The sequence below is a fragment of the Cytobacillus gottheilii genome, from assembly GCF_018582665.1.
Taxonomy (GTDB): domain Bacteria; phylum Bacillota; class Bacilli; order Bacillales; family Cytobacillaceae; genus Cytobacillus; species Cytobacillus gottheilii.
Map to the genome: position 1 here is coordinate 699,767 of NZ_CP071709.1, position 16,820 is coordinate 716,586.

Below are 16,820 nucleotides of genomic sequence, written 5' to 3' on the forward strand. Positions count from 1 at the left end.
TGGAAGCTCTTCATCTGGGGAGCCTGCCGATCTTTTTTTAAAGCTAGTCCTGCTTTATACGTTAGGAAACTAACTCACCTATTAGCTCCATTTACGAGCACTTACTGGGCTGAGCGGGTCAGAGGGAGTCGAATCAAAACCTCTGTCCCTTCATTTACTTTGCTGTTAAAGGACATTGCTCCTTTATGCAGCTGTACAATTCGATAACTGACGGTTAAACCTAAGCCTGTTCCCGTTTCTTTTGATGAATAAAATGGCTGGCCAAGCTTCTTTAATGCTTCTTCAGATATGCCGATGCCAGAATCTTTTATTGACACAACTGCTTCGTTTTGCTCGATATGAAATGAAACAGTAACTTTTCCGCCGCTGATTGAGGCTTCAACCGCGTTCTTTATAATATTAATAAACAACTGCTTCAGCTGATTCGGTTCACACTCGATTTCGGCAGGGAACTTTGCTCTTTTTAAATCAATAGAGACATTAAACAAAGTAGCTTCTGTTTTCAAAAGAGACGTCACATTAAATAGGATGGTTTGAATATCAGCCTTCACAAATCTTACTTCCTGCGGTTTTGCCAGTAAAAGAAGCTCGCTCACAATGTAATTAATTCGGTCCAATTCTTCCTGCATAATGCGGTAATAAAAATGATGCTTTTCATTTTCGCGTTCCAGCAGCTGCACAAAGCCTTTAAGTGAAGTAAGTGGATTCCTGATTTCATGAGCGATACTGGCAGATAGTTCACCAACGGCTGAAAGCTTCTCGGATAAGCGAAGCTTCTCTTCTGTCATCCGCAATTTTGTTATATCTTTTCCTTGTACAATCATTCCTGCCGTTTTCCCATTAATAACAATCGGAAGGATGTTACATTCCAGCATGATCTTTTCGCCGTTTTTTGTCGTTAATTCAAGTTCACTTATCTTTGGCAGGGGATCAGCATCCATTTCATTGATTTTCTCAAGAATAGCGGAATGCTGCTCTCCTTCAATAAAACTCGAGAGGGATTTTCCATGTACTTCATTTTCAGTAAACTGAGTAGACTCTATAAACTGCGGGTTAACTTGAGTAATTAGACCTTTTAGATCTGTCATCATAATAATGCCTGTATTATATTCAAAAAGCGATTTATATTGCTGTTTCGTTTCCTCTAATAACTGCTCCACAGCAATTCGATCAGTAATATCACGCCCGATAATGACAAGCCCCTGACGGCTCCCGTTTTTATTGAATAGAGGAACTTTAATGGTGTCAAAGGTTTTTGAGCTGCCATCCCTCATTGGAATGACTTCTTCCACGCGGCTGATGGTGCCATGCTGCCAGGCAGCCTCATCTGACACTTCACAATAGATTAAGGCTTCACGATAAAACTCCGTGTACTGTGCAAGTTCAGAATCCTTTTTTCCTTTATAATCGACATGTTCTAAGTCAAAGAGCTTCAAGCCAAATTCATTTGCTTCAATCCATCTGCCTTGTCCATCTTTAAAGTTGACGAAATCAACCATGGAATTAATTAGCGTAGAAAGCCGCTGTTCCTCTTCACGTGATTTATTGAGCTCTTCTGTTTTTTTGATAAAATAATAAAACAGTAATCCTGTCAGAACAATATATAAAACCTCTTTACTGCTGGTAATAAACTGCAATAAAGGAGAAGGCTCAAATTGCTCCAGTAAATAATTCGTGCCAAATATCCAGATCAGGCCCGCTATGCAATACAAACCGATTATCTTTTTTTTATTCATGCTTTTAGCTTTGCTCCTTTTTGCGTACGTTCCGAAATATGAATGAATCTTTATAACATGTTCCTTTCAGTAACATTCAGATTAAAGTTATATTAGAAAAATGTTTAAGTCCAACCGCTTTATTGTCTTATTTTTAGTATAATATGAGTTAGTATTCAAAAGATGAATCTTTGTACCTAGTTCATTTTAAATGAAGTACCTATTTTTAGCTAGTCGCAGGAAATGGAAACGATGAATGAAGGATGGATGTAAATCATGTATTTAACCGTTAAGGAAACAGCAGAACTTTTGACATGTTCAGAATCTCAAGTGAAAAAGCTAATCCTAGGCAATAAGATTCGTGCTCTCTATGATGGACAGGAGTATTTAATTAATGAAGATCAATTTCAATCACACTTCAAGCAAGTTGAAAAGTATAAGCAATTCATTGAAGAGATTTTAAATGAACCAATTCCAGAAGATATAGATGTTAAGGATGAAGACTAAACTTGCTAGTTTAAGAGCAAGCCTTAATCTTACGTTTTCCTAATAATAACAGATTCAAACAAGACTTCGGCTAAGCAGACAATGATTTCGTTTGCTTAGCTTTTTTTATTGCAAAAACGACAATTCGAATATTGACTTCATAAAGTGATTGGAGTAAACTTCATAAGTACTTTGTTTAAAGTAGTTTGAAAAAAGCACTTTGAGAAAAGCTATTAATTAGATTTTGTATATAAAGGAGATAGAAAAATGAAATTTACTCAGTTTCTAAAAACAAAAGGGGCAATTGCAACCATCTTTATGGGTGTATTCTATGCTGTTGCTATGCTGGGAATATTTTTACCGGGTTACTCATCGATTCCGGGGAATATTGATCAATTGCCAATTGCGATCATAAATGAGGATGCTGGGGATTATGGGGCCACGATCGCAGATCAGCTGAAAGAGAATCTGCCTTTTAAGAAAATTGAAACGGACTTAACGAATAAACAAGCATTAAATGATTTAGAACATAATGATTTAGCATTAGTTGTGCATATTCCGAAGAACTTTTCTGATGATCTCCAAAAAGGAGAAGTTTCATCCAGTATTGATTTCACAATCAATGAAGCAGGTGCAACAACAGTCTCTTCTACAATGAATTCAGTGGTTACACAGATAAACAGCCAGCTGAGTGCACAGTTCTCAGAGCAAACGGCCAAGGGAGTAATCATGAATTTTAATGTGCCCGAAGAGCAAGCGGAACAGTTAGCGAATATAATTGAAACAGCTTATGTTGGCAATGTCGTCACAATCAATGAAGTTCCAGATGGGATGCATCATAATATGCTTCCGATGTTTTTAACAATGGCGGGTTATACCGGTGCCATGATTGGTGCCATGCAATTAGTAAGTGCCTATAGAGCAAGCCGGGGGAAAGCAAGTAAGAAACGGTTATTCACTTATGTGCAATTAACGGCTTTATTGGTTGCAGTTGTATCATCTTTATTTGCGTTAGGCATTACGTACCTCATTAATAAACCTAGTGGAGACCTATTCTTAGAATTATTTGGACACCAGGTCTTAAATTATATCGTTTGTTTTAACTTTACAGCTGTTTTCGTCTTTTTAGTTGGTGAAGCCGGAATGGTATTAAATTTACCGATTTTATTAATTCAAACATTAGCAAATGGTGTTACGGTTACTCGTGATATGATGTATCTGCCATATGAATGGATGAGCCACATTTCTCCAATGTATTATTCTGTTCAGGCATACTTTGCGAGCCTTTATGGAAGCATCAGCCCTGCACCATTTATTTGGTCAATGGCTGCTATTGGCGCAGCTGCATTGCTGCTGAACATTCTAATAGTTGCATTCGTTCATAAAACAGAGCCTGTTGAAAACACAGAAGATGCCCTTGAATCAGAAGGATTACAGAATACAACTGAAGTCACTGCTTAGTTTTTGCTATAATAAAGAGATCATTTTTCTTGAAGGAGCAAAAATCATGTCCGTTCAAATTTTTATTTTGAGCAAGCTAATGAAAGAAAACACCTATCCATATAAATTAAAAAAACAGCTCTCGGAACCAATTCCCCTGGATCAGCTTGGCGGACTAACAGAGAGTAAGCTATATTACCATTTTGATTCTTTAGCCAAAAAAGGTTTAATTGAGACTGTTGAGATCATCAAAGAAGAAAATCGTCCTGATAAGCATGTATTTTCCATTACAGCTAAAGGCCGTGAAGAGCTGCCTAAATTAATTTACAGTCTATTTAAAAACGCTGATGATATTAAAGGCATGACGGTAGGCTTAGTCAACTTAAAATATGTTGAGCGAGATGAAGTCGTAAACATTCTCAAAAAAAGATTAGAAAAGGTTAAAGGGCATTGGGAAGAAATTAAAGGAATTGAAGCACAGCTGCAGGTCAGCAAAGAGAATGAATGGTTCGTTGATTTTATGAGCAACTATATTTCATCTCAAAATGAGTCCAGCATCCATTGGCTTGAAAAACTGATTAACACAATAAAACGAGATGAGAATTAAAAAGGAGGCGAGCTTCATTGAAAAGTGAAGCTCGCCTTCTTTGTGTTATAAAGGGCAGTATTTCGAGACAGCGGGTAATCTTGATTTTTCTGTGAACAAATTTCTTTGAATGTCCAAAATAAAGCTTCTGGTTAAGTCTTTCAATTTTACAAAGGAAATTATTTTTAATATTCTTTAAATATAGAAGATAAGGAGGAGATACAATGTATGAAATTTTAATTGTTGGTGCTGGCCCATCTGGTGCAAGTGCTGCAATTTTTGCAGCGAAGGCAGGAAAAAAGGTACTTGTGATTGACGATGACAAAGGTGTTACAAAGCGTGCCTGGGTTGAAAATCATTACGGTGTATCTGAAATCTCCGGACCAGATCTTGTACAGCAGGGGAAGAAGCAGGCAGAAAAGTTTGGTGCGGAGTTTGTTCAGGGAACTGTTGAGTCTATTAATGGCGGAGACTCTGGATTCGTAGTTAAAACAGATCAAGCTTTATATGAGGCAAAACATATCATCCTTGCAACAGGCTTTATGGCCGATTTAGCAGAGGAAGCAGGCATCACAACAAAGGAAGGTACAGAGCCGCGCGTAAAAACCATCATTAATACAGATGAAGCTGGGAAAACAAATGTTAGAGGCATTTGGGCTGCCGGAACAGTTGCTGGTGTCAGTGTACATACCATTGTGACTGCAGGGGATGGAGCAAAAGTGGCAATTAACGTAATCAGCGAACTAAATGGTGAACGCTATGTAGATCATGATGTATTGAAGGGATAAGATATTTAGGAAAAGCAGCTGGAGAGCTGAGCATTTTAAGCGCAGCCTCCAGCTGTTTTTTGTGTGAAAATCAAGCTATATGCTTTGCTCTTGTGTGCTGTAAATCTCTTTGGACTCCTTCCACAATACTTTTTGTAAAAGAAGAGCAGCTAATCCCACAAAAGTACAAATTACTCCAATGATTAAAAAGATCGTGCCAGGTCCCCATTTCTGCACGAGCATGCCGCCAATTAACGGTGCAATCACCACGGTCATGCTTGATATGGAGTTGCTGATGCCAGATACCCGGCCAATGCTCTTTTCCGTCGTATGTTTTTGAATAATGTACTGAAACCCGATGGAGTAGAGACCTACACCGAGACCGATGAAAATTCCTAATAATACAGGCAGCCACATAGCAAAACCTTCTGTTAAGAAACCAAATCCGCCAAATCCAGCTCCGATAAATAAGATACTGCCTCCAAGAAGGGTTCCATAGGAACGGAAATGCTCGAACCGATTTAAAAACAACATCATCATCAATGCGCCAAAACCGGAAGAAGCGAAGATCCAGCCGATAAGCTCTGGCCGTTCCGGTGCGTAAACCCGGAGCCAGGTTGTAAACTGGACATCAATCATTTGGATAAAGCTTAGTCCGATAAACGATAGTAAAAAGCTGACTTTGAGAATGCGGCTTCTAAAAATAAAACCCCATCCTTCCTTCCAAGACTGCCAGAAGGAAGCCGGAAGTGCGGAAGCATCATCTGTTTCATTATGGTCTGCAGATGTATGAGTAATTTTCTTGTTTTTTACAAGTGTCATTAATATGACGCTGGAGATAAAAAAGGCAATTGCGTTTAAAAGAATACAAACCTGCGGGGAGGTAGCACCAGCCAATATTCCGCCCAGAAGTGGAGCGATGATCTTAGAAAGCTGCATAACCATCCCGTTTAAAGATACAGCTTTAATCAGCTGCTGTTCTGGGACAACATGCTTTATCAGGCTTTGCTGTGCTGGAAAGTGAACGACGTTAACCGTAGAGCGCAGGCTGATTAAAAGTAAGGCAATCCATGGACTTGCAGCCCATAACAATAAAAGGGTCAGCAATGCTGTTAATAAATCAGAAACAAGCATGAGTTTCACTTTGTTCATTTTATCCGCAAGGACACCTGTAAATTGGCTTAATATAGCTTGAGGCAAGGCAACCGCGACAGGAATAAATGCGATTACGATTGGTTCTGCCTGCCAAAGGTAGCCAAACATGATCATAAGTGCTACCGAATCAAAGTAGTTGCCCATAATGGATACGGAATAAGAAGCGAAAATTCTCATGAAAATCGAATTGCGCCATATACTGTTATTTGTTTTGTTTTTCTCTGACATCTTATCACCTTTTCTCATTGAGATTTCTATCTCAACTATAGAGGCGGTATGTCAGAGGAGTATCATCGATCTCCGATTTTCTTATCAAGAATTTCTTTTAAGACTGCAACAGCTTCTTCTGCCTGCTGCTCTGGAATAAGCATAGAACGCATAGTCAAAATTTGTATATAGAGCATCGGATCATCCACGAAATTATTAAGAAGGAATAGCGAAATATCTGTTGCATAGTAAAGATGTGAGGTGAAATGACTCTGCTTAATAATGTCAAATCCATTTTCGACTTTTAAACGGCCCTTCTCTATATGTCCAGATTTAATTAGATAGCTGCCCTCCAGAATGTTGAAAATGCCCATTTCTCTTTTATACGGCCGATCCTCAAAAAAACGCTTCAGGATAGAAATCAATCTCTTAATATCTTGTTTGTTATCTTCACAAATAGCGATCGTTAATTGCATGGTCATGAGAAAAGGAAAATACCCATGCTCTGGATCCATAATCTTTGGTTCAATCCCAGGAATTTTTTCTATATGAAGTTTGGCTGCTGTAAAGTCTTTGCTCATGATATAAGCAGTGAGCAGGCCAAGAGTTTTCGCTTCAAGCATGGTGCTGCCTGAGAACATATTTTTTTGAATAGCAGTTTTATTATAATGCAGTGTTCTTTGGTAATCATGGGATAATGTTTGAAATATATTGATAAGAAAATAAAGGTTATCGTCTATGTTTGAATGATCATCAATAAGGCTCCAAATGTCGCCCTTCATAAAAGCAATAATTTTATGAAAATGTGATGGGATGGCAATTCCCAGTTCTGATTGCTGAATGATTTTTTCAATTGCTTCTCCATGTCCGTATAAGTGATATATACTTAGCAGCCGCTGAGATAACATTTGAAAATCCTCATCATTGCTTAGAGCAAAGGTTTTTTCAGCTTTTTTACAATTGAGCTGGTAGCCAAAGCCTTTTATCGTTTCGATTTTCAGATCATTTTCCCAAGGCTTTATTTTTTTTCGCAGGCGATAGATATGATCATCCACCGTCCTGTCAGAAGGCATTTCCATCGGCCATACAGCATCGAGCAGCTGTTCTCTTGTAAAAGGCTGATTGGCATGGTCATATAAAAATTGTAATAAATAAAATTCCTTGCGCAGCAAGTGTATGTGCTGATTTTCCTTTTTAACACAATAATTTGATAACTGAAACTGTAACTGTATCATGTTAAAACTCCGTTTCTAGTATTTCTTTTACAATACCTCTATCTGTTCTGTACGGCAACGGGTTTCGATTGAAAATTAGATTGCTCAACTGGTTCTGCACTATGTTAAGATAAGAAGTAAATTTATAGGAGAGAAGGATTATAGTTGAAGAACTTGTCAACGTTTTTGTTGCTAACAGGTGTGATGGCGATATGGGGATTTAACGTTTCCATTATAAAAGTATTGGTGGGCAGCTTTTCGCCAATTACAATTACGTCATTAAGGATTTTAACAGCAGGCATTACTGTGTTTTTGATTTTGTTTCTGTTAAAAAAACTGAGAGGCCCAAGTGGAAAAGAATTGGTCTACATACTGTTTGCTGGCCTGTTAAATGTTGTTGCCCATCATGCTTTTTTATCGATCGGTTTAACAGAAACTTCTGCTACTAATGGAGGTCTTATTTTAGGAGCAGGTCCATTATTGACGGCTATATTTTCAACGGTCATATTAAAAAATCGTCCCACCTTTATCCAAGTGTGCGGATTTTTGCTTGGAGGCACTGGCGTAACATTTATTGTTCTGTCAGGCGGTGAAGGAATCTCCAGTTTATCAATCGGTGACTTCTATGTGTTTCTGTCTATTTTGGCACAGGCATTCAGTTTTATATTAATAAGCAAGGCATCAAAGACCATGGATGCCCGTCTTTTGACAGGTTATATGCTTGTGTGGGGAGCCATTATTTTATTTGTCATCAGTCTTATTGTCGAGCCAAGAGGACTTTCTGAAATTTCCTCTGCTCCAGGATATGTTTGGCTATTATTCTTTATTTCTGCCATTCTTGCTACCGGTGTTGGTCATATGGTTTATAACTCGGCGATCAGCAGGGTTGGACCAGCGGAAGCATCCATTTTCTTAAACTTAAATACTTTCTTTGCGCTTGCAGGATCTGCTTTATTTTTAGGTGAGGTGATTACAATATCTCATCTCCTGGGCCTAGTTTTAATTGTCAGCGGTGTGCTCTTTGGATCAGGGGCTTTAGAACAGATTCTTTCTAAGCGAAAGCATAAGACACAAACGATGTAGAAGCCAAAAAACGAGATACCTTATATGGGAATCTCGTTTTTTATTATCAAGATAAAATGGTTTAATACCCTTTTTTATAGTCAACTAAGTTAATAGACGGATCCTCGCCAGCAAGGTATTGCTTTAAATTTGGCAGAAAAATATCCCTGATTAGGCGCTGATCATAATGTTCCGTTGAGCCGGCTGTATGTGGTGTAATAATGACATTATCCAGCTCCCATAAGGGGCTGTTTTCGTCTAAAGGTTCCTTTTCAAATACATCCAGGCCAGCTCCAGCAATTTTCTTATCCCTTAGTGCTTCAATGAGGGCCTGTTCGTCAGCGATTTCTCCACGACCGATATTAATAAAGAAGGATGAAGGTTTCATCAGCGAGAATTGCTTAGCACCAAAAAGGTGCTTTGTCTCGTCGGTAAGAGGCAAAGTAACGGCTATGTAGTCACATTTGGGCAGAATTTCATCTATTTCTTGAGCAGTATACATTTCATCTGCATACGGATCTGATTTGCCGGAGAAACGGACACCAATGACATGCATGCCGAATGCTTTCGCAATTTTGGCTGTTTCCTTTCCGATTGCTCCAAATCCAAAAATACCAATCGTTTTGCCATGGATTTCAAGGTTAATATCAGCATGATGCCATTTTTTTTGCTGCTGATTTTTTACATACTGATCAATTTTTCGAGTGAGAGCAAGCATAAGGGCAAAAATGGTTTCAGAAATAGGATAAGCGTGCACGCCAGCAGCACTTGTCAGTTTAATATTATGGGAAGAAAGGACAGAGAGAGGCATATAATTAACGCCAGCGCTCCATGATTGGATCCACTTGAGCTTAAGATTGTCACCCTCCAGTAATTCTGCAATCCCCTTTTTCCAGCCTGCAATTATTTCGGCGTCCTGTAAATGGTCCTGCCAAATTTGAGGTTCTTTTCCAACGATTAATTCCCAGTCAGGTACAGCTTCCTGTATGTCTTGGATATATGATTCATGTATAGAATGTGTAATGATCATTTTTCTTTTCGTCATTGAAAAAACCTCCTGTGCTTTTTCTTATAATCATAGCAAACTTTCGAGATGAACAAAAATTCAAAGTTTTAAGGCAATAGGTTTAGAAGAGAAGAGCAAAAGAAAAAACGGAAAAATAATTTCCGTTTGAACGTGCACTTACTTTATTTCAAATCCTATTAATCTTGCCTGCTTATCTGCTCCTAAGGAAGCATCATTCGGAAAGGTAATGACTGAACTAACATATTCCCAGCGGATTAATAGGTTTGTTGTGCATTCCTCTTCTTTTTGCTTTTCTTTTGGTATATCTGTTCCATCTTCTTCCTTGATCTTTGTACGTTTGTAACAAGGATTTTCAACCCAAATCCCCATGCTCTCTGTTTTCACGAGTTTGACCAAGTACCATTCATCTGGTTCATAAATGCCTGTGACAGGTCCTGTTAAATAGTCAGGCAAGTTTTTAAATTTCACTTGGACCTTTTGGTTAATAAATCCATCTAAAAACATAAAGGAACCTCTCCTAACAATGATGTTTGTATTACTGTTCCTTTTTTGAATAAAGATAAACTTTTTCGTTATTAAAAAATGGCTGGACAAACTATAATAAGATTTCAAATATACAAATGTCATAGTGTTGGCTGTTTAAACAAGCCCGTTGCATTGCGCTGCGGACCCTGTTTTTTCGTGGGATCACAAGCTGGGTCTCCTCGTTGCAGGCTCCTGCGGGGCCTCACCCTTTCCTCTATTGCCCACAGGAGTCGAGGGTCCTCCGCTCCATTTCACTCAAGTTTATAAAAAAATAAAAAAACAGGATGATTAAAAAAGTCACTTTCTAATCATTCTGTTCTATGGTGTGTTGAATACTTATGATCCAACATCAAATTTATTATTCATCTACATATTTCCCATGCTCCGGAATGGCGATAGAGTCGAAGTCTTGAACGAGTTTGTGCAGGTTTTCTTCCAGTTCAGCTGCCGCCATTGGAATGCCATGACCTGTAATGGCAACATAGGGATCCAGTTTCTGCAGTGTTTGTACCGACGAGCGAGCAGCGTCCCAGTCTGTTGTTAAGTATTTTGGCGGACCGCTTATCTCCTGTTCCTGTGTCAATACTTTGTAAAGTGATTCTTGTTTAACTGTTACAAATGCATCTCCAGCGATTAAGGTATTATCATTTTCTCTAAAGAGGGAAATATGTCCTGGTGTATGTCCTGGTGTATGAATCCATTTCCATTCTGGCATTGAAGGAACAGTACCATCAGCTGGCAGTGATTGAACATGTGCGCCAAGATCTATGCCTTCATGAGGAAATAATGGAGAAATTTTTGCAATTAAACCGCCTTCTACTGATGGATCTGGTTCAGGATAATCTTTCTGTCCTGTTAAGTAGGGGATTTCCAATTCGTGTGCAAATACAGGCACATTCCATTTCTCTACAAGGTCTATAATGGCTCCTACATGATCAAAATGTCCATGTGTTAGAATAATCGCCTTTGGTTTTGCTCCTTTTCCAAAGAGCTCCTCTGCAGCTTCAATAATTTTTTCTTCTGATTTAGGCATGCCGGCATCTACTAATACCCATTCCCCTGCAGCTGTATTTGTCGCAACAAAACATACATTGACGATCTGAACGGTAAAAGCATATACACCATCTGCAGCATTTTGTATCATTCCGCTTGTTGAAGAGGTGACAGGCATATATCGTTCAGTTGAAGAATTTTCATGCATTTAACTCAGCTCCTTTGCCACATATCATTTAAGAGAGTTTACCCTCAATGCAGAAGAACTATTCATAAGAAAGAGTAGAAGCAAAAAAGGCTCTGCAAAATGCAGAGCCTCAGATAAGATAAGTCAAGTTTTTTTATAGCTGAGTCATACTATTAATTTATCGAAATTAACCTTACATGGTTCTTATGAAAGAAATTCATGCGGATTTAAGCCAAGCTCCATGCAAATTTCAGTGACTGCCTGTTTTTCATTTGGATCAAAGTGGCCGTCTGCATAGCCGATCGCAATACAGTAGCGGGCAACTAAACGGGCTATTTCCGGTTTTGAACGGACACGGCCAACCGCTTTAAATGCCTCTGCACGGCCGATAATCGGATCCATTTCAATTTTTTGCACGAACATATTGAATTGCTGAACGACCTTATTCGTTTCAAAAACTCTCAGCTCTTGGCTCTGGTGAATAAATTCCATCATCTTTTGACGCTCACTAGGATCTAAGCGGCCATCAGCCATGCCGACAAGGGCACAGGAAGCAACAACCGCATCAAGGACATCCTGACTTTTATAACGTGCAAATAAAGCTTGTGCTTTATTCTTTTGATCGTTCGCCCATTGTGCATAATCCGTTTGATTTGGAGACCAATTATTTCCGCACTGATTACAGGAGAATTTCAGCTGGTTTTTCCCGATAAAACCGCCAAGCAGACCAATTGGTCCTAATATAAGTCCGCCAATCGCTGCCTTTCCAAGGCCGAACCCTTTTTCACCAGTTCTTACATTTGTGGAGCCGCAGCGTGTACAGCTGACATTATCACCATAATTGGATGAAGGCTGAAGGTGGTGTGTCGGCTGTGTTGCTGATTCGTATCCAGGCTGTGAGTAGGACGGCTGATTGTACGAAGTGCTGCTGTTATAGTTAGGCTGACCGAAAGCTGGCTGACTTTGATTCTGGTAGGATGGCTGCTGGCTATATGTGTTTTGCTGATAGGACGGCTGCTGATAAGATGGCTGTGCTGGCGGAGCCTGGAATGAAGGCTGAAAATTACCTCCTTGTGGCTGTGCAGGTGCAGGCTCGTCGTCTACATCAATGCCGAAATTGCGGCACAGGGCAGCAAGTCCTCCTTGGAAGCCTGCTCCAGTTGCATTAAACTTCCATTCTCCATTATGACGGTATAACTCCGCCGCTACGATTGCTGTTTCCACAGTGAATTCCCGGCCAAGATCAAAGCGGAGCAATTCTTCATTTGTAAAAGCATTAAAAATGCGTACATATGCGTTTTGAATTTGTCCAAAATTTTGCCCCTTCATTTGGGCGTCATGAATCGTAATCGAAAATGAAATTTTTTCAATTGATGCCGGGACTTGATTCAAATCAATTTTAATTTGCTCATCATCCTGATGGCCGGCACCAGTCCTATTATCACCAGTGTATATAACAGAACCATTGCCTCCATTAGGATTATTATAAAAGACAAAATCGAGATCACTATGTACTTTACCGGCACCATTGGTCAGGAAGGCGGAAGCATCCAGGTCATAGTTTGCAGGACCGCCGCTTACATCCCAGCCCAGGCCTGCGACAACCACTTGTAAGCCTGGATTTGATTTCGTAAGATCTACTTTTTGCCCTTTCCTTAGACGAACACCCATTCATCATTCTCCCCTTTGTCTTCATATGTAAGTTTTGAACATTCTGACATTCTGAGATTCATATAATCTTACTATTATTATAAGGCAATTTTATAAATGATGGAAATCACAAGGGTAATGATTTTGAATTTACAAAAATATACTATTTTTTTAACACGCTCTTCACAATAACAGGATAGAATGAGCCTTGTGAATGACAAGTGAATAGACCGGTTATGAAAATGAGAAGCCATAAAAACATGGAGATGATCCCGATCCCTCCATCTGTTTTTATGGCTTTTTTTAAAAGTGTATGGTCTATCCTACCGAAACTAAATGGCTGGGAGGATTAATATGACGGATCAGCAACAGCAATTTCTGAAAAACATGAAAGAAGAGCGGGTGATCGCGGCTATTAAGGATCCAAAATCATTGGATTACTTCTTAACTCGTGATATCCATACTGCATTTTTGTTAATGGGAAACATCAGTGTTATTAAAAGGTATGTTGACTTGCTTAAATATCACAACAGACTCGTTTTTCTCCATTTAGAAAAGATACCGGGCATTAGTCAGGATAAGGAAGGCCTGCGCTTTATTTCAAAATTCATTCAACCGACTGGGATTGTAGCAACCAAACCATCACTGATTAAAATAGCCAAACAAGAAGGTTTGGTTGCCATTCAAAGATTGTTCCTCATTGATTCGGAAGCAGTTGAAAACGGTTTAAAAGTAAGTAGAGAGATCAAGCCAGATGCATTGGAACTTATGCCCGGGCTTCTTCCTGGGATTGTGAAAAGTATAAAGGAAGAAACAGATATCCCTCTTATTACAGGCGGGCTTATACATTATAGAAGCCAAATCCAAGATGCAATAGAAAGCGGGGCGATGGCAGCCTCTACAGGGAAACAGCAGTTATGGAGGGTTTATAAATCGGAGGAAAAGGTGGTGCTTTCATGAAAGCAGTGCAGCTAAAGGATATTCGAAAGTCCTATGGTCAAAATCCTGAAGTGCTGAAAGGAATCAATGCAGCAATCGAGCCTGGAGAATTTTTTGTATTAGTTGGACCTTCGGGCTGTGGGAAAAGTACAATGCTGCGTATCATTGCCGGTCTTGAAGAGGTGTCGGAAGGAGAGTTGATCATTGGTTCGGAAACAGCGAATAGACTGCGTCCAAATGAAAGAGATTTATCCATGGTCTTTCAAAACTATGCTCTATTTCCGCATTTGACAGTAGAGCAAAATATTATGTTTGGCTTACATGTAAAGAAAATAGCCAAATCAGAGCAGATCAAACGCTGTAAGGAAGCAGCAGAGATGCTTGGGATATCTGACTATTTAAAGCGCAAACCGAAGGAATTATCAGGCGGACAAAGGCAGCGTGTTGCCTTGGCAAGAGCCATTGTAACACATGCACCTATTTGTTTGATGGACGAGCCGCTTTCGAACTTAGATGCAAAGCTCCGTGCGAGAATGCGTTCAGAAATACGGCAAATTCAGCGGAAGCTAGGCATTACCATGATTTATGTTACCCATGATCAGACAGAGGCTATGACAATGGCTGATCGGATGATGATCTTAAACCATGGCGAGGTACAGCAAGTTGGAAAGCCCCTCGATATTTATAATAACCCGCAAAATACATTTGTTGCGTCTTTTATTGGCTCTCCGCCAATGAACTTAACCGCTGCACATGTGAATAAAGGCAAGCTGCAGATCGCAAACAAGTGGAACATAAAGGTCGATGGTTATCAAGATGGAGAAGTCATTATAGGTGTAAGGCCAGAAGCCATACTGCCTGCTAATGATGGGCTTCCTGCTGCAGATGTTAAAGTGGCCAATGTTGAAGTCCTTGGAACGGAGACACTAGTATCTTTTGAATTAGAAGGAAACAAACAATGGATTGCTAAGTGGCCCGGTCAATGGAGCGCTGAAATAGGGGAAATCCTCCAGGTTTCGATTGATCATAACAAAATCGAATTATTTGATGCGGTTACAGGAGAACGTTTGGAGGAAACTCACTCCAAAAAAGTGCTGGAGGTTGTATTATGAGTCTTCCGCAGGCACAGCAGGAAACACAGTCATTTGTGAAGCAGAGATGGCTGGGAAATTCGAGGAGATTTGCTTCCCTTTTAGAAGGGCTTCTCTATTTATTGCCTTCCATTTTGTTATTTACGGTGTTTTTATTTTATTCACTAATGAAGACTTTGTACTTAAGCTTTTTTTACTCAGATGCTCAGGGTGTGCCACTTTCATTTGCTGGTTTTGATCATTTTGTACAATTGTTTTCCTCATCAAGCTTTATGACAAGTATGAAAGCTACTTTATTGTTTGTTCTCTATACTGTGCCGCCAGGAATTATATTAGCGTTAGCTTTGGCTTTGTTAGCAAATGAAAAGCTGCGCGGCATTGGGTTTTTCAGGACTATTTTTTCATCGACAATGGGAATGAGTGTTGCCGCATCTTCTGTTATTTGGATGTTTATGTATAATCCAGCGATTGGGATCGCAAACCGTTTTCTTACCTGGGCTGGCTTGTCAGAAATTCAATGGCTGCTTGATCCTGGTTGGGCGTTAATTTCCGTTTCCATTGCAACAATCTGGATGAATACCGGCTTCACCTTTATGATTCTGCTGGGCGGATTGCAGAATATTGATAGCCAGCTTTATGAAAGTGCGAAAATAGCAGGTGTCAGCCGGTTTTATTCATTGAGAAAAATAACGTTGCCAATGCTTTCACCCACATTGTTTTTCGTCATTACAGTATCAATGATTAACGCCTTTCAAACGTTTGGACAGATTGATATTTTAACGAAGGGCGGACCGATGGAAACGACCAATGTTATTGTGTATGCGATTTATAAGGATGCTTTTATAAATTACAATGTTGGTTCAGCAAGTGCCCAGGCAGTTTTGCTCTTTTTCGGTATTCTGATTGTCACTCTAATCCAATTTAAGCTAGGTGAGAGGAAGGTGCATTACCAATGAGCTGGGGCCAAAAGCTTTTCACCTATGCTTTGCTTCTGATCGCTGCGGCCATTATGTTTTTCCCGATTATCTATGCCTTTTTAATCAGCTTTATGCAAGGCGGAGAAGTGCTGCAAGGGAATCTATGGCCAGAAGAATTTACATTAGCCAATTATATTAATGCATTTGAGAAAGTGCCGCTGTTAACTTACTTGTTTAATAGCCTGATTGTTTCATTTCTTATTATGCTTGGTCAGGTGATTTTTTCTAGTTTAGCAGCCTTTGCCTTCGTGTTCATTCCCTTTAAAGGGAGAAACGTTTTATTTTTTATCTTTATTTCAACCATGATGATTCCTTGGGAAGCAACGATGGTACCTAACTTCCAGACTGTTCAGATGCTCGGCTGGCTCAATAGCTACACAGGCCTGACGGTTCCATTCTTTGCAATGGCATTTGGAACATTTCTGCTGAGACAGCAGTTTAAAACGATTCCAAAAGAGCTATATGAAGCCTCGCAGGTTGCGGGGATCAGCAATTTCCGCTTCTTTCGTTCAGTTGTAATGCCTGTCTCTAAGACAAGCTTGGTGACGCTTGGGATGTATTGCTTCCTAACTGCATGGAATATGTATTTGTGGCCATTGCTCGTAACAAACGACGAGCAAGTGCGCACCGTGCAGATTGGCCTGAAGCAAATGCAATCTCAAGAAATTTCAACAGAATGGGGGGTGGTGATGGCTGGTGTAGTAATGGTAATTTTACCGACATTATTGCTTTTATTCCTAGGACAAAAAAGATTGCAGGAAGGGTTAACAAAGGGAGCTTTAAAGTGATCAGTTTTTTT

At 39.6% G+C, this 16,820-nt stretch carries 16 protein-coding genes; 9 read left to right on the plus strand and 7 right to left on the minus strand.

All coding sequences use genetic code 11. From position 1 onward, the window contains the following. Nucleotides 1-101 precede the first annotated feature (101 nt). Entirely contained in the window at nucleotides 102-1,736 is a 1,635-nt protein-coding gene (locus J1899_RS03385) for a PAS domain S-box protein (protein ID WP_066450041.1), read from the minus strand. A gap of 255 nt (nucleotides 1,737-1,991) precedes the next feature. Between J1899_RS03385 and J1899_RS03390 the strand changes: the two genes are divergently transcribed. The 4 genes from J1899_RS03390 (at nucleotide 1,992) to J1899_RS03405 (ending at nucleotide 5,015) form a co-directional block, all read left to right on the plus strand. Continuing rightward, nucleotides 1,992-2,222 (plus strand): excisionase family DNA-binding protein, encoded by a 231-nt coding sequence (locus J1899_RS03390; protein ID WP_066450039.1) that lies wholly within the window; start codon nucleotides 1,992-1,994, stop codon nucleotides 2,220-2,222. 246 nt (nucleotides 2,223-2,468) lie between these two features. Next, on the plus strand, nucleotides 2,469-3,662 hold the full coding sequence (locus J1899_RS03395) for a YhgE/Pip domain-containing protein (protein WP_214477597.1): 1,194 nt from the start codon (nucleotides 2,469-2,471) through the stop codon (nucleotides 3,660-3,662). 46 nt (nucleotides 3,663-3,708) lie between these two features. Next, on the plus strand, nucleotides 3,709-4,248 hold the full coding sequence (locus tag J1899_RS03400) for a PadR family transcriptional regulator (RefSeq protein ID WP_214477599.1): 540 nt from the start codon (nucleotides 3,709-3,711) through the stop codon (nucleotides 4,246-4,248). A 203-nt stretch (nucleotides 4,249-4,451) separates the two neighbouring features. Further along, complete coding sequence (locus J1899_RS03405; RefSeq protein ID WP_214477602.1) at nucleotides 4,452-5,015, plus strand: FAD-dependent oxidoreductase; 564 nt, start codon at nucleotides 4,452-4,454, stop codon at nucleotides 5,013-5,015. 75 nt (nucleotides 5,016-5,090) lie between these two features. Here J1899_RS03405 and J1899_RS03410 read toward each other — a convergent pair whose 3' ends face one another. Beyond that, a complete protein-coding gene (locus tag J1899_RS03410; protein ID WP_214477604.1) occupies nucleotides 5,091-6,377 on the minus strand; it encodes an MFS transporter in 1,287 nt (428 codons plus the stop codon). A 62-nt stretch (nucleotides 6,378-6,439) separates the two neighbouring features. Next, the gene (locus tag J1899_RS03415; protein ID WP_214477606.1) at nucleotides 6,440-7,591 is read right to left on the minus strand and encodes a winged helix-turn-helix domain-containing protein; all 1,152 of its coding nucleotides are present in this window, start codon (nucleotides 7,589-7,591) and stop codon (nucleotides 6,440-6,442) included. A gap of 144 nt (nucleotides 7,592-7,735) precedes the next feature. Between J1899_RS03415 and J1899_RS03420 the strand changes: the two genes are divergently transcribed. Next, nucleotides 7,736-8,653: a DMT family transporter gene (locus J1899_RS03420; protein ID WP_246586572.1), complete on the plus strand. Its 918-nt coding sequence runs from the start codon at nucleotides 7,736-7,738 to the stop codon at nucleotides 8,651-8,653. A gap of 61 nt (nucleotides 8,654-8,714) precedes the next feature. On the opposite strand, the gene J1899_RS03425 is transcribed toward J1899_RS03420, so the two are convergent. The 4 genes from J1899_RS03425 to J1899_RS22695 form a co-directional block, all read right to left on the minus strand. Beyond that, nucleotides 8,715-9,677 (minus strand): D-2-hydroxyacid dehydrogenase, encoded by a 963-nt coding sequence (locus J1899_RS03425; protein WP_214477608.1) that lies wholly within the window; start codon nucleotides 9,675-9,677, stop codon nucleotides 8,715-8,717. Nucleotides 9,678-9,815: 138 nt separating this feature from the next. Beyond that, nucleotides 9,816-10,163, minus strand: coding sequence for a hypothetical protein (locus tag J1899_RS03430; RefSeq protein ID WP_066450021.1), 348 nt, complete (start codon nucleotides 10,161-10,163; stop codon nucleotides 9,816-9,818). 379 nt (nucleotides 10,164-10,542) lie between these two features. Continuing rightward, nucleotides 10,543-11,385 (minus strand): MBL fold metallo-hydrolase, encoded by an 843-nt coding sequence (locus J1899_RS03435; RefSeq protein WP_214477611.1) that lies wholly within the window; start codon nucleotides 11,383-11,385, stop codon nucleotides 10,543-10,545. A gap of 183 nt (nucleotides 11,386-11,568) precedes the next feature. Beyond that, entirely contained in the window at nucleotides 11,569-13,035 is a 1,467-nt protein-coding gene (locus tag J1899_RS22695) for a TerD family protein (RefSeq protein ID WP_066450016.1), read from the minus strand. A 333-nt stretch (nucleotides 13,036-13,368) separates the two neighbouring features. Between J1899_RS22695 and J1899_RS03445 the strand changes: the two genes are divergently transcribed. From J1899_RS03445 to J1899_RS03460, 4 genes are read left to right on the plus strand one after another with little or no spacing between them, the layout of a single operon-like run. Continuing rightward, nucleotides 13,369-13,974 carry a glycerol-3-phosphate responsive antiterminator gene (locus tag J1899_RS03445; RefSeq protein ID WP_214477613.1) on the plus strand — a complete coding sequence of 202 codons (606 nt, stop codon included), beginning with the start codon at nucleotides 13,369-13,371 and terminating at the stop codon, nucleotides 13,972-13,974. Then, entirely contained in the window at nucleotides 13,971-15,065 is a 1,095-nt protein-coding gene (locus J1899_RS03450; protein ID WP_214477616.1) for an ABC transporter ATP-binding protein, read from the plus strand. The genes J1899_RS03445 and J1899_RS03450 overlap by 4 nt, the downstream gene beginning before the upstream one ends. Next, on the plus strand, nucleotides 15,062-16,000 hold the full coding sequence (locus tag J1899_RS03455) for a carbohydrate ABC transporter permease (protein WP_214477617.1): 939 nt from the start codon (nucleotides 15,062-15,064) through the stop codon (nucleotides 15,998-16,000). Before J1899_RS03450 ends, J1899_RS03455 begins: the two co-directional genes overlap by 4 nt. Next, a complete protein-coding gene (locus J1899_RS03460; RefSeq protein ID WP_066450010.1) occupies nucleotides 15,997-16,809 on the plus strand; it encodes a carbohydrate ABC transporter permease in 813 nt (270 codons plus the stop codon). Before J1899_RS03455 ends, J1899_RS03460 begins: the two co-directional genes overlap by 4 nt. Nucleotides 16,810-16,820 lie beyond the last annotated feature (11 nt).